General features: G+C 39.9%; 17 protein-coding genes and 1 pseudogene. 5 read left to right on the top strand and 13 right to left on the bottom strand.

The genetic code is table 11. The features are described from left to right. Positions 1–2 precede the first annotated feature (2 nt). The 5 genes and pseudogenes from ACQKNS_RS25380 to ACQKNS_RS25400 all read right to left on the bottom strand — a co-directional run. A complete protein-coding gene (locus ACQKNS_RS25380) occupies positions 3–1,208 on the bottom strand; it encodes a quaternary amine ABC transporter ATP-binding protein (RefSeq protein WP_427646001.1) in 1,206 nt (401 codons plus the stop codon). 1,010 nt (positions 1,209–2,218) lie between these two features. Continuing rightward, complete coding sequence (locus tag ACQKNS_RS25385) at positions 2,219–3,616, bottom strand: amino acid permease (RefSeq protein WP_427646038.1); 1,398 nt, start codon at positions 3,614–3,616, stop codon at positions 2,219–2,221. 320 nt (positions 3,617–3,936) lie between these two features. Continuing rightward, positions 3,937–5,454, bottom strand: coding sequence for a histidine ammonia-lyase (hutH, locus tag ACQKNS_RS25390; protein WP_427646002.1), 1,518 nt, complete (start codon positions 5,452–5,454; stop codon positions 3,937–3,939). Between the two features lie 115 nt (positions 5,455–5,569). Then, complete coding sequence (gene hutP / locus ACQKNS_RS25395) at positions 5,570–6,019, bottom strand: hut operon transcriptional regulator HutP (protein WP_427646003.1); 450 nt, start codon at positions 6,017–6,019, stop codon at positions 5,570–5,572. A 242-nt stretch (positions 6,020–6,261) separates the two neighbouring features. Continuing rightward, positions 6,262–7,137 (bottom strand): annotated as a pseudogene (locus ACQKNS_RS25400) (FecCD family ABC transporter permease); the annotation flags it as partial. Positions 7,138–7,143: 6 nt separating this feature from the next. On the opposite strand from ACQKNS_RS25400, the gene ACQKNS_RS25405 reads away from it, so the two are divergent. After that, positions 7,144–7,362, top strand: a complete 219-nt coding sequence (locus tag ACQKNS_RS25405) for a hypothetical protein (protein WP_427646004.1) — start codon at positions 7,144–7,146, stop codon at positions 7,360–7,362. Positions 7,363–7,808: 446 nt separating this feature from the next. Here the strand turns inward: ACQKNS_RS25405 and pbp4b are convergent, their stop codons facing one another. Continuing rightward, entirely contained in the window at positions 7,809–9,182 is a 1,374-nt protein-coding gene (pbp4b, locus tag ACQKNS_RS25410; protein ID WP_427646039.1) for a penicillin binding protein PBP4B, read from the bottom strand. 742 nt (positions 9,183–9,924) lie between these two features. Between pbp4b and ACQKNS_RS25415 the strand changes: the two genes are divergently transcribed. The 3 genes from ACQKNS_RS25415 to ACQKNS_RS25425 are packed head-to-tail and all read left to right on the top strand — an operon-like array spanning position 9,925 to position 13,824. Then, positions 9,925–11,496, top strand: a complete 1,572-nt coding sequence (locus ACQKNS_RS25415; protein ID WP_427646005.1) for a spore germination protein — start codon at positions 9,925–9,927, stop codon at positions 11,494–11,496. 26 nt (positions 11,497–11,522) lie between these two features. After that, complete coding sequence (locus ACQKNS_RS25420) at positions 11,523–12,626, top strand: spore germination protein (protein ID WP_427646006.1); 1,104 nt, start codon at positions 11,523–11,525, stop codon at positions 12,624–12,626. Continuing rightward, positions 12,610–13,824, top strand: a complete 1,215-nt coding sequence (locus ACQKNS_RS25425) for a Ger(x)C family spore germination protein (protein ID WP_427646007.1) — start codon at positions 12,610–12,612, stop codon at positions 13,822–13,824. Before ACQKNS_RS25420 ends, ACQKNS_RS25425 begins: the two co-directional genes overlap by 17 nt. A gap of 347 nt (positions 13,825–14,171) precedes the next feature. Here ACQKNS_RS25425 and ACQKNS_RS25430 read toward each other — a convergent pair whose 3' ends face one another. The 3 genes from ACQKNS_RS25430 to ACQKNS_RS25440 all read right to left on the bottom strand — a co-directional run bounded on the left by ACQKNS_RS25430 (position 14,172) and on the right by ACQKNS_RS25440 (position 19,389). Then, positions 14,172–17,357 (bottom strand): biotin/lipoyl-containing protein, encoded by a 3,186-nt coding sequence (locus ACQKNS_RS25430; protein ID WP_427646008.1) that lies wholly within the window; start codon positions 17,355–17,357, stop codon positions 14,172–14,174. Positions 17,358–17,395: 38 nt separating this feature from the next. After that, positions 17,396–18,265, bottom strand: a complete 870-nt coding sequence (locus ACQKNS_RS25435) for a hypothetical protein (protein ID WP_427646009.1) — start codon at positions 18,263–18,265, stop codon at positions 17,396–17,398. Positions 18,266–19,194: 929 nt separating this feature from the next. Beyond that, entirely contained in the window at positions 19,195–19,389 is a 195-nt protein-coding gene (locus ACQKNS_RS25440) for a hypothetical protein (RefSeq protein WP_427646010.1), read from the bottom strand. A gap of 322 nt (positions 19,390–19,711) precedes the next feature. Here ACQKNS_RS25440 and ACQKNS_RS25445 point away from each other — a divergent pair, with 322 nt between their 5' ends. Continuing rightward, positions 19,712–20,065: a hypothetical protein gene (locus ACQKNS_RS25445; RefSeq protein WP_427646011.1), complete on the top strand. Its 354-nt coding sequence runs from the start codon at positions 19,712–19,714 to the stop codon at positions 20,063–20,065. A gap of 198 nt (positions 20,066–20,263) precedes the next feature. Here the strand turns inward: ACQKNS_RS25445 and gnd are convergent, their stop codons facing one another. The 4 genes from gnd to ACQKNS_RS25465 all read right to left on the bottom strand — a co-directional run bounded on the left by gnd (position 20,264) and on the right by ACQKNS_RS25465 (position 25,378). Further along, positions 20,264–21,667, bottom strand: a complete 1,404-nt coding sequence (gene gnd / locus ACQKNS_RS25450; protein WP_427646012.1) for a decarboxylating NADP(+)-dependent phosphogluconate dehydrogenase — start codon at positions 21,665–21,667, stop codon at positions 20,264–20,266. Positions 21,668–21,744: 77 nt separating this feature from the next. Further along, the gene (locus ACQKNS_RS25455; RefSeq protein WP_076372451.1) at positions 21,745–23,091 is read right to left on the bottom strand and encodes a GntP family permease; all 1,347 of its coding nucleotides are present in this window, start codon (positions 23,089–23,091) and stop codon (positions 21,745–21,747) included. Between the two features lie 18 nt (positions 23,092–23,109). Beyond that, complete coding sequence (gntK, locus tag ACQKNS_RS25460) at positions 23,110–24,654, bottom strand: gluconokinase (RefSeq protein ID WP_427646013.1); 1,545 nt, start codon at positions 24,652–24,654, stop codon at positions 23,110–23,112. Beyond that, positions 24,647–25,378, bottom strand: a complete 732-nt coding sequence (locus tag ACQKNS_RS25465; protein ID WP_076372447.1) for a GntR family transcriptional regulator — start codon at positions 25,376–25,378, stop codon at positions 24,647–24,649. The genes gntK and ACQKNS_RS25465 overlap by 8 nt, the downstream gene beginning before the upstream one ends. Positions 25,379–26,288: the final 910 nt, after the last annotated feature.

A 26,288-nucleotide genomic window follows, 5' to 3' on the forward strand; every position in this document is an offset into this window, starting at 1 on the left:
AATTATTCACTCTCCATTTCATTCAAGGAATCTTTATTGCCGGCCAAAGCACCGATAACGGCACCGCGAAGAAGGATTCCTTTAATTCTGTTCTGATCATCGATGACTGAGATTGGCAAGCTTGAAGTCGCCATCACATCCATGAGGTTTCCTAGTAGTTCATCCTCTTTAACAGTTGGGATATCAGTCGTCATCACTTCTGAGATCGATTGGTTATTGCTCATTGCCTGACGAGCCTGTTCAGCAGTCACGGCTCCCAATAGCTTCTGCTTTCTATCCACAACAAAAATGCTGGAATACCCTTGTTTACGCATGATTTCCAAAGCAACCCTCGGACCTCTGTCCACCGCGATCTTCTCTGGGCGTATCATCACATGAGACGCTGTCAATACTTTCGATAGATCAACATCTTCCACAAACTTCTCGACGAATTCATTGGCTGGATTCATCATGATTTGTTCAGGGGTTCCCAATTGAATTACACTTCCATCTTTCATGAGGGCAATTCTATCCCCGATTCTTAATGCTTCATCAAGATCATGGGTAATGAATATGATCGTTTTTTTGTACTGATCTTGGATTTGAATCAGTTCATCCTGCATATCCTTACGAATCAATGGATCAAGGGCACTGAAGGCTTCATCCATCAATAAGATATCCGTATCACTTGCGAGTGCCCGGGCTAACCCAACCCTTTGCTGCATACCGCCGCTAAGTTGTGATGGCAGCTGATTTTCGTAGCCTTTCAATCCAACTGCCTCAAGAGCCTTCATCGCATTTTCATGACGTTTTGCTGGATCCACTTTTTGAATTTCGAGCCCGAATTCAGCGTTTTCCAATATCGTTTTATGCGGAAATAAAGCAAAGTTCTGAAATACCATGCTTATTTTCTTTTGCCTGACTTCCCTTAAGCGGGCCGCGTTCATCTTCACGATATCTTCATCATCAATTAAGATTTCACCCAAAGTGGGATCGATCAAACGATTGAACATGCGGATCAAAGTGGATTTCCCGCTTCCTGATAGGCCCATGATGACAAAAATCTCGCCGGGATAAATCTCGAAATTAACATTATTCACTCCGACTGTTTGTCCCGTTTCTTTCAAGATTTCTTTTTTCGTTTTGCCTTGCTTCAATAAATCTGTTGCTGCTTTTGGAGATTTGCCAAAAATTTTCGAGACATTTCTGACTTCTACATTCGGCTTCATCAAGTCACCTCATTCTAATAGTTGCCCATATGATATTCAGTTTTGCTGAATTCCCCCGTTTTATGCGAGTGATGATTATTAATGCACAAGTATCTTGAAATAACCGAAATTCTACCCCAATACTTTTTCTTCAAAAAAGCGGAAGTGACACTCATCAGTGGCACAGGGCATAACGTGCATAGAAAAATAATCTATATTTATTATTTCCAAGAAGCAGTTCTTTACTTGGATTATATTATGTGTGATAAATTGAACATTTCAAGTAGGAAAAAAAGAGGTGCAATCACAACTGAGGAAACTAGCAGGCACAACATACCAACTGTAATAAACGATTTCCACTTAGAGTTTTGTCCGGTTGGTGGACTTACGACTCCCCTCTAAAGTACTTCATTTCCTTAACCAGGTGGAATGATACTTGCAGTGCAGTATAACACCAAAACGCATAGAAATATGAGCATGGGATTCCCAATGTGTCTAATTTGAGCTTTGCAGGGAAAAGAGGTGCAATACAACTGAGGAAACTAACAGGCACAGCATATATCAACTGAAATATAATGGTTTTTTATTTTAGAGTTTTGTTCATTCCCATCTCACGGAATGAACCTGTATCCCTAAAGTACTTCATTACCTTAACAAAGAATGAATATAAGTTCAAATGATGTGGGGCGGAATTCTTGCCTAAAAAGTCCATTTTCGCCACCGATTTTAAAGGTTCCGAAAGACTCTAAAAACCCTGATATACCAACACTTTGGCTTCCTATAATCATAAACGCCCATCATCCGCCACAAATTTTTTTCATTTTTTTTAAACTGAAAATGTTCCAAAAAACGGAAAAAGTGTTTTTCAGCCATGAATAACGGGTAAATTCAAGCGGGGCCAAATCTGGCAAAATCCTATTTTTTTATAGGTTATATTTTAATGCAGACACACATGGAAATGTGTCTCATATACAGAAAAAGCCTTGAAACAACAATTTCATTTCAAGGCTGATTCATATTATCCATACATACTATTTGGCATTCCTATGTTCATCAAAATCGATTTGGCATTCCTCTAGCGGAATTACTTTGGTTTTCTTAATGAACTTATAACCAAGCCACATTATCAGAAAGAACGGGATGCCCAGATAGGCAGCGATTACACTTGCCCAGTTAATTTCATCGCCAATGAAGGCCTGATAGTTTTGCGCCAATAAAACGAAAAAGCAAAGGGCAAAGGAAAATATAGGTCCAAAGGGAAACCATTTAGATTTATAGGGGAGATCATCCAGTGAATGCCCTTGGGCAATGTAAGCCTTTCTAAACCGGTAATGGCTTGCAGCTATACCCAGCCAAAATATAAATCCAGTGACTCCAACCGCATTCATGAGCCAAACATAAATAACTCCATCACCGAAAATGGAAGCAAAAAAGGCCAACATCCCTACAAGTGAAGTGACAACCAGTCCCCAAATGGGAACGCCGCGCTTGTTAAGCTTCCCGAAAATACGCGGTGCCAGTCCCTCTTTTGCCATTGAGTACAACATTCGGCTTGTCACGTAAAGACTTGAATTACCAGCGGATAATACGGCTGTCAAAATGATGGCATTCATCACGGAAGCGGCAAATGCCAGTCCCACTTTTTCAAACACCATCGTAAACGGACTAACCATGATCGTGTGTCCCTGCAGATTGCTATTCGTATAGGGAACGATCAATCCAATAACAACTATGGCCAGGATGTAAAAGAGGAAGATTCTCCAAAAAATGCTGCGAACTGCACGAGGTACATTTTTTGCCGGGTCTTCACTTTCACCCGCTGCAACACCGACTATTTCCGTACCTTGAAAAGAAAAGCCAGCAGCAATGAAGATACCCAATGTTGCCAAAAAACCACCGGCAAACGGAGCGTCACCAACTGTAAAGTTCTTAAAACCAATCGCTTCTCCGTTCATAATCCCAAATATCATCAATATTCCGACAACGATAAAAATGATGATGGTCGCAACTTTAATGAGGGAAAACCAATATTCCCCTTCGCCATACCCTTTAACAGATACGTAATTCAATAAGAAGATCAAAACTAAAAACAAAGAACTCCATAAAAAAGACGAGCTGTCAGGAAACCAAAATTTCATTACCATCGTTGCGGCAGATAGTTCAGCGGCAAGGGTCATCGCCCAAGTGAACCAATAGTTCCACCCAAGCGCAAATCCTAATGCCGGGTCAATGAAACGTGTAGCATAGGTACTGAAAGCTCCGCTGACCGGCATAAATGATGCCAGTTCCCCGAGGCTTGTCATAATAAAATAAACCATTATACCTATTACGGCATAAGCGACCAAAGCACCACCAGGACCTGCAGAGTGAATGGCCGGCCCGCTTCCGAGAAACAGTCCTGTTCCAATTGCACCGCCCAGCGAAATCATCGTAAGGTGGCGCGCTTTTAGCTTCCTTTGTAAAGTATTTGATGGCTGGTTTTGTTCATTTATGACAGGTGGTTGCAATTGCCGATTTTCCAAGTTAGATTCCCCTCCAAAAATGCATTTTCATCTAGCACGAATAAATAAAGCCGATCATTCCATCAATGGTCATTTCCTGCATTTATTACTATTTCAAGGTCATCTCCAATGCCGGGACCTTTTTGGATTTTTGGGATCTATGTTGCATTTACATAACGATGTTAGGCTTAAAACCCAAATCAAAGGGCTATAAGCCTAACGTTCATTCGGATATTCCGCACTACATATTATGTTGTAGGCAAACTCCTATTAATAAATGAATTCCAATCGATTTGATGTAACCAGCTTGCCGTAGCTTCGATATCTTTTGAAAAGATACGATCTTGTGTAATGCTTGGAATGAGCTTTCTTGCTTCCGTATAAAACTCTTTTGTAAACGGAGCCATCTTTTCTATTCCACGGTATTCCACCGCTTGTAAGGCACAAATGAGCTCAATCGCCAAAACGCGGCGAACGTTTTGAATGATTTGATGTGCGTGTCGGGACCCAATCGTTCCCATGCTTACATGATCTTCCTGGTTCGCTGAAGATGGAATGGAATCAACACTTGCAGGATGTGCGAGTGTTTTATTCTCAGAGACGAGTGAAGCTGCACAATATTGCATGATCATCGCTCCCGACTGCAAGCCAGGCGACGGACTTAAGAATGGCGGTAAATCATTCAGCTGAGGATTGACGAGTCGCTCAATGCGGCGCTCTGAAATGTTCGCAAGCTCGGCAACGGCGATTTTCATGAAGTCCATCGCAAATGCAATCGGCTGGCCATGGAAGTTACCCCCTGAGATAACCTTTTCCCCATCGTCAAAAATAAGCGGATTATCCGTCGCAGCATTCATTTCGATCTCCAATTTCTCTTTTACATAATCAAGAGTTTGCCATGATGCACCATGCACTTGCGGGATGCACCGGAGCGAATAAGCATCCTGTACCCGCAGTTCTCCTTGCTTGGTGATAAGCTGGCTGCCGCTGATCATGCGAAGGATCCGTTCCGCGACCTCTGTTTGCTGGCGGTAACCGCGTGCTAGATGAACATCAGGATCAAAGGCATCTTCAATGCCGCGTAATCCCTCTAAAGTCAGTGAAGCAATTGCTTCGGTTTGATGGGCCAGCTGTTCAGCTTCAATGTAATTTACTAGTCCCATCCCCGTCATGGCCTGAGTTCCGTTAATTAATGCAAGACCTTCTTTTGCTTTAAGTGTCACTGGAAGAATGCCTTCCTTCGATAAAGCTACAATGGCCTCCATTCGCTCTCCTTTATAAAACACTTCCCCTTCTCCCATCAATACTAGCGCTAAATGGGAAAGCGGCGCCAGGTCCCCACTTGCTCCAAGAGAACCTTGCTGAGGGATGACCGGGTGGATATGAGCATTCAATAGATCGATCAAACGTTCTATGACGACAGGACGAACGCCTGAAAACCCTTTTAATAGCGCATTGGCACGGAGAAGGACCATAGCTCTCGAAACTACCTCTGGAAATGGTTCCCCGACTCCGCACGCATGGGAATGAATCAAATTCCACTGTAGCTGCTCTGCGTCCTCAGCATCAATCAAAACATCGCTGAACTTTCCAAAACCTGTTGTGATGCCATAGACGACTTTCTTTTGTTTCACGATATTTTCAACCGCTTCCCGGCTTTTTTCGACTTTCTTAACACTTTCGGCAGAAGCCGAAACAAATGCCTCTCCATACAATACTTTTTTCGCTTCTTCAATCGTTAAAGTTTGACCCGTTAACATTATCATTTCCTGCACCCCTATTCTTTTTTTAAACACACAAAAGGAGGCCATATTGACAGACTTATCCAGTCTTTCAATACAGCCCCCTATTTCACTAAAATAACTATAGGCTTTTAATTATTTAAATGTGGTTAATTCCCAAGCCAACGGCTTCATGTTCAAATCCCCGAACCGGTGCTCCAATCGTTCCATACACGGCGACAGCAATCCATTCACCTTCGTCCCCGTTTTCAAACGGCCTGCCCCGAACGATTGCAAACCGAAGGCCCGCAGTCCTCAAAAGACCGCCAAGCTCGACCTGGCCGCGCGTCACTCCTTGGAGTGCTTCGATGATCGCATGATACAGCGCATGCATTTCACGATACATATCGGGATTGACTAATCCAAGTCTTTTCGCTGATGTTTCAATGGCCGCAACTATTTTCTGCAGCTCCATTGAACCGACTTTACCTTTTCCATAAAGCCAACCCATCCGCTTTAGATCATTCGTCAATATGACTTCTTCCTTTTCGTCCGCAAACGCGTACATGATTGCATGGCGCCCGATTCTTCTGTCGAATTCCTTTGTCATGCAGGTACCTCTTTTACAATTTTCTAAATACACTAATAACTAAATATTATTGTAAGCGGATACAAGCTATTCAGTCAATATATTTTTTTAAAATTAATCTTTTAGGGGATGATTCATCACGCCTCCGCTGCTTTTTACCCTACAGCTCTCAGCAGCATTCTTTGAAATTCCGTGAATGCAAAAAAGCCCATTCTCATTAATGTCATTGAATATGGGCTTTTTTTTCTGAAACTTTATGTATTCTAAATGTTTTTCAAGAGCAAGTAGATAAAATACGGCGCTCCTAAAATCGAAACGATAATCCCCACCGGCAATTCCATTGGGGCCATGATGACTCTTCCTAAAGTATCGGCAGATAACAGCAATAAGGAACCTAGGATTGCAGTCAGTGGCAGTAGTTTTGCATGTCTCGCCCCCACTAATCTCCTGGCTATATGCGGTGCAATCAGGCCTAAAAACGTAATGCCTCCGCCGACCGAAACGCATGCTCCCGCCAACGCGACAGAAATCAGCAATAAACGCCTGCGTTCCTTTTCTAGCTGTACTCCAACCCCAATGGCAATCGAGTCACCCTAGCGCAAAACATCCAATACTTTTGATTTATAAATCGCTAAAGGTATCAATACGGTTAACCACGGTAATAATGCCCATACAAAAGTCCAATTCGTCCCCCAGATCGTCCCGGATAACCAGATTAATGCCTTCATGAAATTGTTCGGTTTCATTTTCATCTGGAAGATGACCAGGCCCGCACCGAATGCTGCATTGATTCCTATGCCCACCAATAATAGTCTCGCAGGCGTCACCCGTCCTTTTTTCCAAGATAGTGCATAAATTAAAAACGCGGCAAGGAATGAACCCACTAAAGCAGTGAAAGGCATGATGAATACCGATGACCATCCCTTGAAAAATGCAGTGCCTTGGAAGAAGAACATATATAGTACAACTGTAAACCCTGCTCCAGCGTTGATGCCCAGAATACCAGGGTCAGCCAGGGGATTTTGGGAGATGCCTTGTAGTATGGCCCCTGAAATGGCGATTCCCATACCAACTAAAATGGCTAAAACGATTCTTGTTAAACGAAATTCCAAAATCGTTAACTCGTTTTGAGCAGTGCCATTTCATTGGAGAAGTTAGTGGAATTGGACGCCGATCGCCTTTTCTTGATCAATAGTGATGAATCCACTGGCTCTAAAGCCTTGAACGAATCATTATGGAAAAGAATACCAGCTGTGAAATCCGGAAATGTTCATGAGTTTTCTGCTGATGAAAGCTGGTTATACACTGATGCAATCGCTAATGAACAAGTCATTGATAATGTTTTAAAAAGTTTAGTGAAATAATAATAAAGGCTATCACATGCAGTGATGGCCTCTCCCTGTTTCCCTATATGGGTGAACCGGATTGATTCATTGCCAACCAACAACTACATAATAATGGCTTGCGTTGTGCTTCTTGCCACCTGCTTATTAGGTACTCTATTAAACTTCATCGTTTCTTACTAGGGACATAAACTTGGAATAAACATTGAAACGGACCTTAGGGAAAATCTATTCTCCAAGCTTCAAAAGCAATCCTTTAAGTTTTTTTAAAATAATAAGACAGGGCATTTTGTATCCAGGATGACGAATGTTTTAATGGATCGAACAAGGTGCCCCTTCAAGAAGGGGCATACAAAAATCTGATCCTTGCCCAAACTCTGTATAAAACTAAAAGAAATCGAGACATTCATATAACAAGAATAAAGGCCTCCCGACTTTAATCGGAGGCCTTTGACATTATGGAGATATCATTCATTCGTTTCCAATGCTTCATAAATCGCAGTCACAACACTGCCATAGCTTCCTGTTTGGAAGAGGTCGCCAAAAAACTGATTGGAATTGGCAACAGGGTTAACGAGCGGAGAGTGCTTTTTATTAGTAAGTAGCACAATCCCTAAATCCATCTCAGGATCAATGATCGTGACCGTCCCAGTCCATCCAGTATGACCGTAGGCACTGTCACTCGCATAAGGGCTGAACATCCACTCCATGCTAGCATCGCCATTTCTTCTCCATCCAAGTCCATATGTAGGATTCATCGCGGAAGGTGCGACGAATTGATCGATGGTTTCTTGATCGAACAACATATGTTTACCGTATCCCCCGCCATTCAGCATCACCTGCAAGAGGACGGCCATATCCTTCGTATTGGAGAAAAGACCTGCATGCCCTGAAACGCCTCCCATCGAATAAAAGGCTTTTTCATCATGTACTTCCCCTTGAAGTGTATATGTGCGAATGTTTGGGAAATCTATCACGCCGTCCCGGGTGTTACCAAGCAATTCAGTTGCAGCAAAATCCATTGGCTTAGAGCCCTTTTGAAGTGGATTGAACTTTGTATTTTTCAAACCAAGCGGCTTGTACAATTCATTTTCAACATAGGTGTCAAGTCGCTTACCCGTTATTTCTTCAACAATGGAGCCAAGCAGCATATAATCGACATCACTGTATACATTCTGTGTTCCGGGTTCATATGTGAGCGGTGTCTTGGAAATGAACTCGATGGTTTTATCCCGTTCCTGGGAGTAGAGTTCTTTCGAAACCTTTGGATTATGATATTGCGGATCAGGTCTAAACCCTGCCGTATGATGGAGAACATCAATAATCCTCAAATTGTCCTTTCCTTTGATCACATCCTCCTTAGTGTCTTTGAATTCAGGAATGTATTGTTGGACTCTTGCCTGGATATTTAGCTTTCCTTCACTGACCAACTTCTGAATGGCAAAATTGGTTGCATACATCTTCGTGTTTGAAGCAAGGTCAAATAACGTTTCATTTTCCATTTTCCGAAACTTCTTAAGAGGTGTATGTTCATTATATTTCTGTTTGTACCCATAGCTTTCATTTTTAACGATTTTTCCGTCCTTTATGACAATCAGGGCAGCACCAGGGAAACCGGCAGCCACTTCCATTTCAATAAGCTGATCCACCTTTTCCAGCTTTTCAGACGAAAAGCCCGCTTCTTCAGGTTTTTTTGCATTCTTTAACATGGGATACTGGCTGGCAGTTTCCTTACTCACTGCAGTTTCCTGATTTGGTTTTTCATTAGCGAAAGACACGGACGGTGCTAGTAAGGAAAGTGCCAGAATTGAACTAAGTGTGCAGCTTGTCCATCTATTCATCATTTTCCACCCCTTTAAAATGCCACTTCAATAACTTAGGAACTTTTTTTCCCTAAACGAAAGATAATCCTCTCATTCCGTTCCGGGTAATGATACATCTGAATATTTCCCAAAGTTTAGCTAATATTTACCAATAATTCTCAATTTTCAGTATATATGATTTTGAACATCATTTCAATTTGATATTTATATTTCTAAAATTACATTTCAAATATTGAACATAAGTCTTCTCCATTTCAAAGAGGAAAAGCCAATCATGAAAATCATTAATTAAAATACCCAATAAAAGCACTGATAAAAAAACACCCTCTTTTTTACTTTAAAAAATTTCACAGATCCATCTCGATCAATTGTTCACGCTTCATGTTCATTAAATCCCACTATAATCATTCGGAAACGTCCCGAATCATTTTATCCCCCTTCCCTTCCCTCCCCGCCAAATTCAAAATCACTTTTTCTACATAACTAATACAAAGTATAAAGTGAGGTAAAACGGCAAATGGCTTTTAACTTCATTGCATAAGAAATCGAGAATATATTCATACTATTTGAGAAATAAAGGAATTTTACAGGTTTTTAGCTGCTATATCTGAGACAAGTATAGGGGGATGAAAATGTGGAAAACGATTGTTTCCTACCTTCCAGAATGGCAGGTTTTTATACAAGCTTTTATTACGTTCGTTATTCCGTATGTTATCAGCAAATTGTTTAGTTGGCTTCGTACCTCAAAGGATGAGTGATGATGATGAAAGAGTGGAATTTTGGTAAAAAAAGAAAAGGAAAAAGTACCGATAGAGACAAACAAGAAGCAACTACCTCCCAAGATGCGACATGTCAGTTTACAGATCATTTTAATACTAATCTCGAATGTGTTAAGCAAGAAATCGGCCATAATTGGGATGTGCATTTTCGGGAATTTAATCTAGGGCGTACCGGCGTTCGGGCAGTCATCATTTTTGCTGATGGACTATCGGATAAAGACCTCATTGATAAGCATATTATGCCTTCATTGATGGTTGACTTTTCGGAAGAATATAATCGGGACCTTCCCTACCTTAAAGGAAGCATTTCAAAAGAATTTATAAAAAATGAAGTGTTATCCATCAGTGAAATAGAAGCAGTACGTTCCATTAAAGAGTTAGCATCCAAAGTACTGAGAGGTTCCACCGCTCTTATAATTGATGGATCAATGGATGCGTTGATTCTTGGAACTACAAAACTTAAAACAAGGACGATTGAAGAGCCGGTATCAGAGGCGTTAGTCAGAGGTCCCCGGGTCGGTTTCACTGAGTCTTTGAGTGATAATACCTCTTTTTTAAGGGGCAGCGGTGAAATCGAAAATTTATCCTTAGTCAAATTCCAAGTAGGAAAGCGTTCAAAAAAAGACTTGGTCGTCGCTTACATAAAAGATATTGTTGATCCCGAATTAGTTCAAGAGGTAGAAAACCGAATTAAGAAAATCGATCTTGATAATGTGCCGGAATCAGGTTATGTAGAGCAGCTTATCGAGGATAATTACCTTAGCCCTTTTCCGCAGGTCCAAAATACTGAGCGTCCCGATCGTGTGATGGCAGCTTTGATGGAAGGTCGAGTGGCCATATTATTGGATGGGACGCCATTCGCCTTGATCGTTCCGGTTACCTTAAGCATGATGTTGCAATCACCGGAAGATTATTATGAGAGGTGGATTCCTGGCACATTCATACGGATTCTTCGTTACCTCGCAGCTATTCTTGCCCTTTTTACACCGTCTTTGTATATAGCTTTTATCTCATTTCATTCAGGGCTGATTCCGACCAAACTGGCCATCTCCATTATAGGAACCAGGTCCGGGGTGCCGTTTCCGGCACTTATCGAAGCATTGTTCATGGAAATTTCCATCGAGATTTTGAGGGAAGCAGGACTGCGATTGCCTAAGCCAATCGGCCCCGCAATGGGAATTGTCGGCGGTTTAATCATAGGGGAAGCTGCTGTACAGGCAGGCATCGTTAGCCCTGTTTTGGTCATTGTAGTAGCGTTAACCGCCATTTCATCATTTTCCATTCCACAATATAGTGCTGGGTTTACATTACGGATTCTTCGGTTTCCCTCCATGCTGTGTGCTGCCACATTTGGATTGTACGGGGTCATTCTCTTTTTTCTTTTAATGAGCAGCCATTTAGTAAAATTAAAAAGCTTTGGTGTGCCTTTCTTGAGTCCAGCCGTTCCTTATCGCTTAAGTGAGTGGAAAGACCTGATGGTTCGCATGCCACTTATGATGATGAAGCGCCGTCCAAAGATGATGCATACAAAAAACCCCGTGCGTAAAGGATAACCTATCGGTGAAAGGGTGGTTAATGAATGATTCTCAGTCCGAAAGACAAAATTACAACTCCTCAGGCAGCTGTCATTATCATCAACTTTATACTCGGTACAGGATTACTCACCCTACCCAGATCATCTACCGAAAAGGTACATACACCAGATGTATGGATAAGCGTTATTTTAGGCGGAGTCATTGCGATAATCGCGGGAGTGATCATGGTCAAATTAAGCCAGCAGTTTCCCGAAAAAACCTTTTATCAATACATCAATGATATTGTTGGAAAATGGGTGGGCGGGTTACTCAGTTTAGTTATAATCTTTTATTTCCTTACGACTTCCGGTTTTCAGATCCGTTCAATGGCGGAGGTTATAAGGTTTTTACTTCTTGAAGGTACGCCTACCTGGGCAATTATCATGATGTTCATGTGGGTTGGTCTCTATCTGATCATCGGCGGCATTAACCCGATTGCCCGTCTTTTTGAAATTATATTGCCTTTGACAGTTATCCTTTTTTTGGTTGTTACCTTTATGAGCTTTAAAATATTTGAAATCGATAATCTTCGTCCGGTATTAGGAGAAGGAGTTATCCCTGTACTTAAAGGTGTAAAAACTACGGCTCTCGCTTTTACAGGGGCTGAAATCATGTTACTGCTTCTTCCGTTTATGAATAAGCCAAAAAAAGCAGTAAAAGCGGTTATTGTTGGAGTTTCCATTCCATTGATTTTTTACGTGATAACGGTCGTATTGGTTATCGGGGCATTATCAATTGATGGAGTGGTCACGAGAACATGGCCGACACTTGATCTTATTCGAAGTTTTGAAGTCGCCGGTTTGATCTTTGAGCGGTTTGAATCTTTATTGCTCGTTGTATGGATCATGCAAATCTTTTCCACATTCACCATAACATTTTATGCAGCTTCTTTAGGGCTGGCTCAACTTTCAAAAAAGAGCATTCACCCGTTTATGTTTGGGCTGCTTCCAATTCTCTACATCATTGCAATGGTTCCGAAGAATATCAATGACCTCTTTAAACTTGGAGATTTCGTCGGCAATGTCGCACTGTTCTTATTTGGTTTGCTTCCCCTTCTCCTGCTTATTATCTCAAGAGTAAAGGGAGGAAAATATGAAACAAAAACATAAAAATATCCGGCCTCTCTTCGTTTCCCTTTCCATTCTTTTGCTCTTATTTCTTACAGGATGTTGGAGCAGCCATGAAATTGAAGAGCAAAGTTTAGGAATAGGTTTGGCATTTGATTCAGGTAAGAAGACCTACATTGAGAAAAAGTTAAATGAACAAGGGGAAGGATATTTGAGAAAAGACCTGATAACTTCAACCTATCAAGTTATCACTCCACAAGTAGCAAGTTCAACAACGAAACAAGCCGGACCACAAAAAAAAGCTTATATTAATATTTCCCAAACAGGAGATTCCGTCCTTCAAATGACTCGTGAATTATCATTGAGAAGTGAACAACCCTTAACCGCTCACCATATGAAAGTGATTGTTATCAGTGAAAGTCTTGCAAAATCACATGGTTTGGAACAATTACTTGACCTTAATCTTCGTGATAATGATTTTAGACCAAGCTGTCTTGTGCTCATCAGTAAAGGAAGAGCAAGCAACACACTGGAAACAAAGACAGCAGGTGAAATTCCAGCATTTCGCCTTGTCGGCATTGTGGAAAATGCCTATCGAACGACGAGGATTCTGCCTCCAATGTCGCTTATTAAAATAGAAAGCAAGATCAAATCAGATTCTAGTTTTCTGTTGCAAAATGTACTATCAGTGAACGGGGAGGTCAAATTTGCGGGAGCTGCCGTGGTCGATGGAAAGACACACAAAATGACTGGTTTTTTGAATGAGGAAGAACTGGAGGGAGTCACATGGATAACGGGCAAGGGAAAAGGCGGTGTAGTGAAAAGCTTTGATGAAGAAACAGGTCAGCTGATTGTGTATGAAATAGAGTCGATGAAAAGCAATATTATCCCTCGAGTTAATGGAAACAACATCTCTTTTGATGTAAACATTGAATCAGAGGGAAGGCTTTCTGAAACTTGGGTGGATCAAGGAAACACTTTTAAAAATGAATTCCTAAAAAAAGCAGAAAAATCCTCTGAAAAAGAAGTGGAACGCTTGGTGAGGAATGCAGTAGAAAAAATGCAAAAAGAATACCAAGTGGACGTTGCTGGCTTCGGAAACCGATTGAGAATCGAGAACCCCAAAGTGTGGAAGAAAGTCAAAATGGATTGGGATCAAACATTCAGTGAAGCCCTGATCAACTACAATATAAAATTAACGATTAACGATTATGGAACATCAGGAGGATTAAAGAAGTGAACCCTCAGGATGACACATATTGAAAGTGAAAACTAGCGATTAAATGGTGACCATGAAAATAAAATAACAATGAGCATGAAAAGGCTTCCCACAGTAAACCGTGGGAAGCCTTCTTAAAGTGAAATATTTTCCACTCATGGCCCTTCTTACATAAAACCTTAACCGATGGACCACGTGGGACATCTTCCATTCATACCACTCAAATAAAGCATATTTAGCAAAAGCGGCTCTTGATAGATTCATTTGAATCAATCACACCCACAAATGCCCATACTTTTTGAAATATCTGTTGTGTGGCTATGGGTATATTTTCTTCATTTAATATTAATACCTAAATTCTTGAAAAATCAGCTTAATTCCACTTTAGTAATTTCAGATAAATAAATCCCATTTACAATAGAGTCTTCGTCTGCAACAACATATTCAATAACAGTCGGGCTAATGGTTCGAATATAAACAAAAGCTGAATCGTCTACATGCTCAATTCGAAGCTTTTTCCTTTGTGCCTGCTTAATATCAAGCTGGTTGGTACTAGCTTCCGGCAGGCTTGTGTAATAAAGTTCAAAATCTTCTTCTGACGCATCAATGAAAAGATTCCATCTGTTATACTCTTCTTCTTGATCAATCACTGTTTTCAATTTCCCTTTTCTCCCGATGCCTAGAAAATACTTGAACTTTGATTCACCATTGACCATATCTCGATCAATAACTTTTATACTTCCGCCTTTTCTGCTTTGTACCAGTCCAAAGGCAACGCCTGTTTTTCCTGTAGGGGCTGTTAAAATATCTCGGTTAACTACTCTGTTTCTCTCTTCTTGCTTTAAATAAGCGCCTTCTGTCCCCAGTGGCGGGAGAATCTCAAAAAGATTATCAGACACGTCTCCCCAGTTTTGAGTGTTCTGGACTTCCTTTTCAATCCATTTATTAAATAGATTCATAACGACCGGGGATTTGCTTGAATTACCCGCAAGCAGTATATTTACTTTATTAATCCTGCTGGGTTTTGACCGGGTAAAAGCGCGCCTTAATGACTCAAAGAAATTTTTAATGCCTTTTTCAATTCTTTCCTCAATCAGTTGTTCCATTTCATCTTGATCGATCAAAAGTTCAACATTGAGTTTTGCGTGGCCGGCTTTGTCAAACAAGTCTGCCCGAATCATGCCTTTTCCAAACTGTTCTTCATACCGTTCATGCCTTTCCCAAAGTGGCCTTAATTTTTCTACCAATTGTTTCGTATTTAAATAGGACTCTTGTGATTCATTAATCAGTGTTTCACTTCCAGGAAACTTCACACATTCTGCCGGGAGAGTAAAAGGAATATTTAGCTCTCTCATTGTTCTTTGGTTGTTTTTAAACACTTGGAACGCCAAAAGCTCCAGTATGTTCTCCCCACCTAAATAACGGTCACCGCCCGCTGCAAAATGTTCAATGACATAATCATATCTGCTTTCTTTCTGGCCCGCTTCACGCCAAATACCAAAGTCAAAATCTGTCGTTCCTCCACCAAAATCAAACACACCATAGTACGTCCTTTCATCCTCTTCCGGTTCAAACCCGTATTCCTGTAACGCACAAACGGCATAGGCAGCAGGTTCGCTCGCCCCAGCGGTGACACGAAACTTTTTCATTAATTCTTCATCCTGCTGAATCGGCATAGGCAGCGTCTTTTTTAACCCACGCTCAAAACACTTTAGAATTTTTTCTCTTACCTCTTTTTCATACAACACCGGGAAAGATAAGGTGTAGTCCAGGTATATCCCATTGTTCTGGTTATTGATATACAAACCGAGGTAATAAGCGTATAACTCAATCGGGTTGATTTCCTGATCGGTTAAGTCCAGAAAGGAACGCAGTACAACGGCATATCCCCTCTTGTCTTTTAATCGGAGTTCGTTTTTCTTTTCTCCAGCCCACTGTTTTAGATTATCCAATATGGAATAATAATGGTCACTCTTTCCATTCATCAAATTGTTAAGAGCGTTGTGGGAAACCGTCACATCCTGCCACCTTGTATCCGGCCTTCCTTCCTTTTCTTGATAAAGCTCCAGGAAATGTTCTAAATCAATAAATTCAATCACGGTTGGATTTTCATAATGCCAGTCTTGCACTTCCGTGTTAAGGTAGCCAACCCCAATGCGCATGGGAAGAGTAAAATCACTTTCTTCTTGATGAACGACCACTGTACTTTTCGTTCCAAAGTCAATGCCGACTATGCCATCCTCCCTAATATCCATTTTAGGGTTTCTGGCCATTATTTCTTCGTTCAGTTTTATCGTTAAAGGTTTTTCATCAGAGTGGACAGGCCATAAATCCCAATGTCCTCGATTTGGATCCGTCAGCATTTTTTCATCATATGTATCAATATCAGCTCTTACTTTTTCAGAGTTTAAAAGCTTTTCATAAAACGTCTTGGAATCGATAGCGATTGATGGCAATTCTTTTAGAAAATTTTCATGGTCCAAACCCTTTAATTGATACAACGCCAGCAAATAATCATACTCCTTCTGGCGTTCTGCGCTTAATCCGCTTGGTACTAATCGGTTTTCCAGCCAAAGGTGGAGAGCCATTTGATCATTGGTTTCAAAGGCATTTTCCCCATTTAAACGGAAAACGGGAACGAAAAAACCTTTTCCCAGCAAATTGTTTTTTTGATGTCCTACATCGAAACTTTGAATATCGTACCCGTTGAATTTAAACGCTATGGATTTAGAAGAGTTAGCCGTTTGATTGGCAAATATCCTTGAAATGGAAGGATTTTTACTCGTGGAGTAATCATCTAAAGCTATTATTTTCTTATATACAGGGTGATCGGTTGTATTGAAACTTTTGGCAGCTTCTTCCCGTGTCATGGCATCACCTTTAAAACCGGAAACGTCCAGATGCTCTTTGTAGTCAAACTCTTCGTCCATTAATTCATAGTATTTTCTATAAGGAAATAAAGCTGCAATGTTATGATCATATATAACATTTCCGTTATTCATGTAAACCCATCTGGAACGGAGCATCTTTTTTATGTCTTGAAAGCAGCTCGCTTCATCTTTTAAAAAGGTTTCTTCTGCACTTTGATATAAATGGCTGATTAAAGATTTCACTTCATTATAAGTCATTGAAATGGATGAGACCGGAATGGTTTGGGAATCAGGTGAGAATAGAACCTGCTCTTCGTTCTTATTCATTAAGTATATGGAACTGTCTATGTTATTTTTTTCAGCTAAACTTATTACGTTCTCAAGGGGCTCTTTAGCTTCTATCATTTCTTGTTTTTCAACTTCTATTAATAATTCTTCTGAAAGATCTTCACCAGAATCCAAATAACATATCAGATCACCAATCTTGACAATAGTGTCCTCCGCTACATTCCATTCTTTAAGGGTCCCTTCTTTTTCCGAAAAAAGGTCAAATTCAATCCCCTCACAGCTGAATTTGGCTAAGCTTTCACCCACCGTGATATAATCGCCCGGCTGTTTATACCATTGCACAAGAAGGATTTTCTCAATGCCTTCTTCAATCTCTGGGATAATAATCGATGTCATTGTTATTTCTCCTTTAATATCATTCTCTTCTTCGCCTGCTAGATTCTCACAACGGATTTTTTAATGGTTTTACCATTAATGCTCATATATCCTGGCAGCAGGATGTCCGTAATGTTCCCGGATATTTTGCTATTGAGGGCTCTTATGTACAAGTTTTCTCTGAAGACCTCATTGATTTTCACTTCCTGTAATTTATATAAAGGAGTATCGTATGTTTTATTGTATTCTTGAAAAAAATACTGAAAAAGCGCACGCAAAATCCCTCTTTCCTGCTCTCGCCCTTCCATAATCTCGTTTTTTATAAAATCCCACAAAGATGAAATGTTTTCATATTGCACACCACAGACAATAAATTCCTGCACTGAACTGCCCTTGAAGATTCCTTTTAAGGAATTTTTAGTGTTTTCCGATAATCGTTGAACAGCTTCGTAAAGTTCTTCTGCTTCCCGATAGTCTGCTCTTCTCTTTTGCAATTCATTAAAATAGAATTCCATTTTCTCATTTAGTTGGTGGATCATTATTTGGTACTCACTAATTTCCTCTTGTTTTGACTGAATCTCTTGCTGGAGCTTTGCAATCTTCTTTTCTTTTTCTCTCAGCAGCTCCTTAAGTTCCCCCACTTGACTGAACGAGCCCGCTTCTACTATTTCTTTTATTCTTTCAATGACCCTTTCTTCTTGAAGTGAAACCATTAATGCCTCAGTAAAATCATCCTCTAGTTCTTTATTCATCTTTACACTCCTTTCAAAGTCTTCTTCAATTTTACTGTTCGATATAGCCCCCTGGTCTTCCAATGGCTCATTTTTCGGGACTTTCTTAACCCAATTCGCTATTTGTCCATCACTTTTAGCAACTTTCCGCTTTATTATTCTGTATGTGCATAAACGGTTTGTCCCTTTTTTCCCCAAAGAAAAATCCCCTCCCAGATAGACTGTTAGGAGAATGCAAACATCACTTATATTAAGAGGAGGTGATATTACTAGTTCCCATCAAAAATACGTATATAACGTATTAAAGATGTATGGATAATATGATGCTTACTTTCATTTTTCACTACAAAATACTCACATTGTTCCATCCTTTTTAAGACTTCTTGAAAAACATCCTCTTTTTTACTGCTCAATCCTTTTTTTATTTTCTCCCACTTAACATCAGCGTCAAGAGTATAACAAACATAGAATTCCTTTAACAGGTTAATCTTCCCCTTAAATGCTTAGTTTCTTAACTGTGTTTATTTGGATAAAATTCTTACAAAAAATAGCTAAAGATTTATTTAGATACCCATCTGTTGTAAGCAAGAATGTTTTGTTCAATATCCAATCCAAATTAAATAATTTGCAGGACCAAATCATGTACATCCTATTTAATTTTTCCTCACTCCGATATATTGCCTCATAAAGTACTACTTAATATTATTCGGTATGATCATATTATTTAAGTGGGTTAAATAACCAGGGTTAAACCTCCCGATTACAGAATATAAATTACGTGAGGAATTACTTACAGTTACATTGATTTTAAAAGTGACGGTAACATTTCTTTGCACCCAGGCAGTTCTTTAATGCAGGAGTAGGATTGAAAGAAATCCAACAAAAGGCCACCCATCAATAAACTGTGGGAGGCCTTCAACTTTAAACATATTCACATGTTAGGTGGGCACTCATTCCTGAATCCCCGTCCCCGTTCTATCAAGGGATTTGATGATTACACCATGCTTCCCATTTATATCAAATAAAATAAGTACATGCCATATTATTAAGAAAATGACTAATCCGAACAAAAAAAGCCCTTCTCGTTTGAGATGGCCTATGAGCAATCGTATAACTTTTAAAAGATGCTAGTGTATTCTTGATTGTTCGCAGACATCGGAATAGGGAAGACCATCTTTGGATGGGAACTTAAACAAATCATCCATAACAGCCGTAACACAATCTTCGCAATAATAATTGACGAACACCCTACCTTGTTCAAAAATTGGTGTCATCGTATCTATGTCCGCCCATTTAAAACAGTAAATACACATTTGCCTCATGATCTATCACTCCTTTATTATGCAGAAATAGTTAGTAATAATCAAAAGAAGAATATGTGCTACTTGCCGATATTATGAAACGATACTCTTTCGTAAAAAACCCATAACATAATGAAGGTAGCAAGGGAATAAACTGCTATAAAAACCATATCCTTTATATACCACTTATAGTGAACATTAAACCTCCCAATAACATGAATTTTTCTACCAAGACTTTTTCCCTTTTAGTAGAAATTCTCCCAGGGTTCAAATTTGTGTTTACTCCGTTTGCTGAATGGAAATAACATAATAAATCTTTTAACTATAATCAGAGTAGGGAGTGATGGTTATTAAAAGGCGTTCCAACAAAATCAAACATAAAGCAAAAACTACTTTGAATAAAGTAAAGACTAATATTAAGGAAACTTTATTTAATACCGCAGACAATCCATCAACATCTGTACAACAATTGGCTGATTTTATACAGCATCATCCTGATACTAAAGTAACCAAGAAACAAATGCTTGGAATTTCCTATGCCTTCTATAGTTTAGAAACAAAAGGGTATAATTATTATTTAGAAACCAATAAATCTAAAATTTTGCAGTTGGATGGACATTATCACGATAAGAAAATTGTATCTTATCGATCATACAGGGATTTTCATCAACTAAATGCACCAATCAACATGCCATGACTAAAATTTCCAGCCTCTATAATTACAGCCTGCGGGTTTTCCCCTGGACACGCTTTTCCCGCAGGAGTATCGCTTATCCTTCCCCCCTTTTGTTACATAAGAAAAAGAGCTGCCGAAGCAACTCTCCAATTGAAGTAAAATATCTTTTCAAATTCATGAAAGGTTATTGAAAAATGACTGTTCCTTTGTCACTTTCCATCACTGCCAGTTTGTGTGAAAGACTCCTGCCAAATCACGTCGTTCATAGGTATGTGCACCAAAATAATCACGTTGTGCCTGCAAAAGGTTAGCATTTGAGATGCCTTTTCGATAACTATCGTAATAAGTGAGTGAAGCGCTTAAACATGGAAACGAGATACCTGAATTTATTCCCTCACAGACAACTTTTCTCAATCCTACCTGGTAATCCGTAACCTTTTCGGCAAAATATGGTGAGATTAATAAATTAGTCAGATTCGGCTGCTCTTGATAGGCTTCGCTAATGACGTTTAAAAATTCTGCACGAATGATGCAGCCACCGCGGAAAATCAGCGCAATATCCTTTAAAGGCAAATTCCACCCGTAAAGCTCGGAAGTCATTTTATATTGAGTAAAGCCTTGCGCGTATGCACAAACTTTCCCCATATACAATGCTTGTCTAATATAGTCAATCCACTCATTTTTATCTAATTTTTGCTGATCGTTTTCAGGGCCTGTTAGAATATTTTCTGCATGAACCCGTTCTTCTTTTAAAGCGGAAATGTAACGAGCAAATAAAGACTCTGTAATAATCGATGCTGGTATTCCGTTATCAATAGCTTGCATGCTGGTCCATTTGCCTGTGCCTTTTTGTCCTGCTTTATCAAGAATCACATCGATCAAGGGCAAGCCCGTTACTTCATCTTTTTTCCTTAAAATTTCAGCAGTGATTTCGATTAAATAACTTTTCAGTTCGCCTTGATTCCATGTTTCGAAGATGTCAGCAACTTCATGAACTTCCAAATGCAACTTTTCTCTTAAAAATGTATAGGCTTCGGCGATTAATTGCATATCTGCATACTCAATCCCGTTATGTACCATTTTTACAAAATGACCTGCTCCTTTTGGACCGATATAGGTACAGCAAGGGTCATCATTTACTTGTGCTGAGATTTTTGTCAGAATCGGAGCTACTTTTTCATAGGCTTCTTTATCTCCGCCCGGCATGATTGAAGGTCCTTTTAATGCCCCGACTTCCCCACCAGAAATACCGATTCCCAAATACCTGATTCCTTTAGATTTCAATTCATCATATCTGCGTTCAGTATCTTCGTAATGGGAGTTACCGCCATCCATGATAATATCGCCTGAGTCAAGATGAGGAAGCAATGAATTGATCACCGAGTCGATCGGCTTACCTGCAGTCACCATTAGGAAAATCCTTCTTGGAGTTTCCAGAGACTGAACAAAGTCTTGGATTTCGTAATACGGATGAAGCGTCTGACCGTTCAATTCAGCAACAAGCTGATCCGTTAAATCTCTTGTGTAGTTATAGACAGCTACTTGTTCCCCTTTACTAGCCATATTTAAAGCGATATTACTGCCCATTACCCCTAAACCAATGACACCAATTGTATTGTACATTTATTTCTGCTCCTTCTATGTAAGAATAATAGGCAGTAAATCCCTGCCATAGTGGGGGATTTACTGCCGGGAAAGGTTTATACAAATAAGCTTAGTAATAGAATGAATCCTAATCCAGCTACTGAAATGATCGTCTCAAGCAAGGTCCACGTTGCAAATGTTTCTTTCATGCTTAATCCAAAATACTCTTTAAACATCCAGAAACCAGCATCGTTAACGTGTGAAGCGATTAAACTTCCCGCGCCTGTAGCAAGCACAACCAGAGCAAGGTTAACGTCCGTCTGACCTAACATCGGAATTACCAAACCAGCTGTCGTTAAGGCAGCAACGGTAGCAGATCCCAATGAAATACGCAGGATTGCCGCGATGATCCAGGCAAGCAAGATTGGTGATAATGATGTTCCTTTGAATAATTCAGCTACATAGTCACCTACACCGCCGTCGATCAATACTTGCTTGAAGGCTCCTCCGCCCCCTATGATTAAAAGCATCATTCCGATATGCAAGATAGCTGATGTACAAGATTCCATAATATCTTTCATTGGAATCTTTCTTGCTAATCCCATCGAATAGACCGCAAATAATAAGGAAAGCAACATGGAAGTACCAGCTTCACCAATAAAACGGATAGCTGCCAGTAGACCATTATCTTCAAAACCCATTGTTTTTTGCATCAAAGTGATAATCGTAGCAATTGACATTAATATAACCGGAAGTAAAGCAGTAAATACACTGATCCCAAATCCAGGTGTTTCTTCAAGTTTAAATGATTTTTGTTCCCCTAAAGAGGCAATGCTGCCTGTTTTCGTAAATGATTCAGGTACTAATCTTTTAGCTATCTTCGTAAATACCGGACCAGCTAAAATAACGGTTGGAACCGCAATAATGAAGCCGTAAAGTAAAACCTGACCAATGTCTGCACCATATTCACCAGCGATAACGGTTGGCCCTGGGTGCGGCGGTAAGAAACCGTGTGTTACCGATAATGCCGCTACCATTGGAATACCAAGATACAATATCGAAACTTTCAATTCCCTTGAAATTGCAAATACGATTGGAATCAATAATACTAATCCCACTTCAAAAAATAATGCGACCCCGATGATAAATGATGCTGCCACGACAGCCCATTGAATATTCTTTTCACCGAATTTTTTAACAAGGGTCATCGCAATGCGCTGCGCGCCGCCTGAATCTGCGATCAACTTACCCAACATCGCTCCAAGTCCAAAGATTAATGCTAAGTGACCAAGTGTTCCGCCTAATCCAGCTTCAATGGTTTTGACAATACCATCAAGTGGCATCCCAAGTGCCAAAGCCACTCCGAACGATACAATGATCAAGGAAATAAAGGTGTTTAATTTTAATCCCATTATTAAAATTAATAAAGCGACAATTCCTAAAGCGACAATAACTAATGGCATTGTAATTCCTCCATGTCTTTACTTTGCAGCATTTATTAAGTTTCTTTGATAATTCGCAATCTGTTTATATTCGTATTCCAATCCCCTTGATAGGTTAATGAAAATCGGCAGTAGTTGCCTATATTCTTTTACAGAATCATCCTTCGGTGTGTGCTTGTGGGTATTGCCTATCATTTCAGAAACGACTTCGAAGGAATCAATTTCCCCGGTGGCATATAACCCCAATATACAAGCACCCAGGCATGAACTTTCGTAGCTCTCCGGAACCACGACTTCAGATTCAAAAATATCGGACATCATTTGCCGCCAAACAGCCGACCTTGCAAAGCCTCCCGTAGCTTGAATTCGGGTCACGGGACCGTCCATGCATTCGGTTAAGGCTAAAAATACTGTATATAAATTGTAAATGACTCCTTCTAGAGCCGCTCGAATCATATGTTCTTTCTTATGCGAGAGTGTTAATCCGAAAAATGAACCCCTTACGTCCGGATTCCATAATGGTGCACGTTCACCTGCAAGATATGGATGGAATAACAATCCATCTGCTCCTGGTCTTACACGTTCGGCAATCTTGGTCAAGACTTCATAAGCATCGATTCCGAGCCTTTTAGCCGTTTCCACCTCGGAAGAAGCAAACTCATCGCGAATCCAGCGAAGGACCATCCCGCCATTGTTCACGGGCCCGCCAATCACCCAATGCTTTTCCGTCAAGGCATAACAAAAGATTCTTCCTTTTTCATCTGTTTTCGGCTCGTCTATAATCGTCCGAATCGCACCGCTTGTCCCAATCGTTACAGCGATTTCACCTTTCCGGATAGCGTTTACACCTAGATTTGAAAGGACACCATCACTTGCCCCAATGACAAAGGGCGTTTGTGGATCAATCCCAACCTGCTTGGCTAAATCCAGGTCACAGTTGATAAATACCTTAGTTGTTGGTACGAGTTCAGATAACTGTCCACGCGTTATTCCGGCAATTCTTAAAGCTTCCTCATCCCAATCCAAGTTTTTGAGATTCATCATGCCCATCGATGAAGCAAGGGAATAATCGACAACATATTGATCAAAGAACTTTTTAAAGATATATTCTTTAATTCCGATATATTTTTTAACATGGGTTGCGATCTCTGGGCGGTCATTCACGATCCAGGCGATTTTGGATAATGGTGACATCGGATGTATCGGTGTTCCGGTTCGTTTGTAAACTTCATGCCCATCTAATTCATCTTTTATTTTATGGGCCCAAGCTTCACTGCGATTATCTGCCCAAGTGATACAGCGGGTCAGCGGCTGGTCATTTTCATCCATGGCTATAACACTATGCATCGCACTGCTAAATGAAATAAATGATATCTTTTTATCTGAATGCTGTTTCGTTATATTTGTAAAGGCTTTCAAAACGGCCTGAAAAATCTCTTCAGGGTCTTGTTCCGCTGTTGTCATATCCGGTGTGTAAAGAGGATAACCAATATTCTCCTGCTGGATGACATCGCCTTTTGTCGTGAATAATACAGCTTTTGTACTTGTTGTACCGATGTCTACACCTAACATATAGCTAGTCATTTTCTTGTTCGACTCCTTTTGAAAGCATCTGTTGGGCCATCCATAAGTCTTCAACTTTCTCTTGAACATCATCAAAGTTTTCATGTAACGACTTAATCATGAGGTCCCGATCTTTTGTTCTGATCGCATCAATATAAAGTTGATGATTATTAATGATCCGTGTAAAGTCTTCATACTTTTCTTTAAAACGACTGCGCATGGATAGAAGAATCAAACTTTCCATCACAGGTTTTAAATTATCCCAGATCATCAGGATGTAGGAATGATCGATGGACCGAATGATCGTTTCGTGGAATAGGACATCCTGATAGGAAAACTCATCAGCATCTCTGTATTTTATGGAAATTTTCATCATCTCCAATATTTTACTAAGTTCCATCACTAATTCATTCGTTTCCATCCTTACCAGACGTTCGAATACAAACGTTTCGATGAGTATACGCACATCATAAATTTCTGCATATTTCTTTTCTGTTAAACCAATGACAACCGCACCCATTCTTTCCAATCGGATGATATTTTCAGAGGCCAATATTTTTAACGCTTCACGAACTGGTGAGCGGCTTACACCGAAATCGGCAGCTATTTTATTTTCAGAAAGGATGGCACCGCTTTCAATCATCCCCGAAATAATACGCATTCTAAGCTCGGATGTTACGCGATCACCGGCTGAAGCTTTTGAAAGCCATTTTACAGGATATAAAAACTCCTTTGATTCAGCCATATATTCACCTTCTTATAGAGTTCAAGTACACTTGTATACAAGTATTTTATAATAATGATAATGAATAATGCAAGCATTTTGAATGTAACCGGATACTGGTTAATATAGTTAAAATTTGTTGGGGTTTAACAAGGTTCTGATGCAAAAATAACTTATGAATGAATTCAACCTCATTTTGGGCAGACTTTACACGTTAATGAGGTTGGTTTTTTCAACCAAATGCATAGCTTCGATACCTCAAAATACTCGCTGTTCGAAACGATTTCACTTCTGTTTGTTTCATTGCTTGCCCCAAAGGCTGATTGGGATTGCTGGAGGTACCTTCATTGGTGGTACAGCATCAATTATTATACCGATTTTGATTGTCTTACTGGCAGATTGCGGTGATTTTGCTCCAGCACTTACCTTTATTGCTTGTATAACCTTTGCGGCCAGCCATTTTCTTGGTTGGTAAAATCGAAGGAGTTCAGGATTTTGCTGATTTGATTTGCGGAATGGTTAGAAGTTATCGGGCTAATTATAAATGCGTAGAAAACCTTCAAACAACAAAGGAGCAGGAAATAAAACTTCTATACCCTAGAGACTTATACTACATCTTTTAGAAGCTTCTAACTTTGTCGATATCCACTCAGAATTTGTAGATATTTCTCGGGAAATTGTTGAAATTTGAAAATAGTGATTCTGAATAGTTGGAACAAAAGAATTTACACTTTTGATTTGATTGCATTAGATTTAAAAAGTTATTAACACCCCAATATCGTAAAAGAGACTAAAAACCCATTACGAAACCTTTTTCTTATTGAAGTAAGGTTTCGTAATGGGTTTTTATTGTTCATTTTTAAGCTATGACATTTGTTTTTCAGTGAGATGTTCCTTTCACGCGCGGCTGCGAGTTCATTGGTTAAAAAAA

This window comes from Peribacillus sp. NPDC094092, from assembly GCF_050279365.1.
Lineage (GTDB): Bacteria > Bacillota > Bacilli > Bacillales > DSM-1321 > Peribacillus.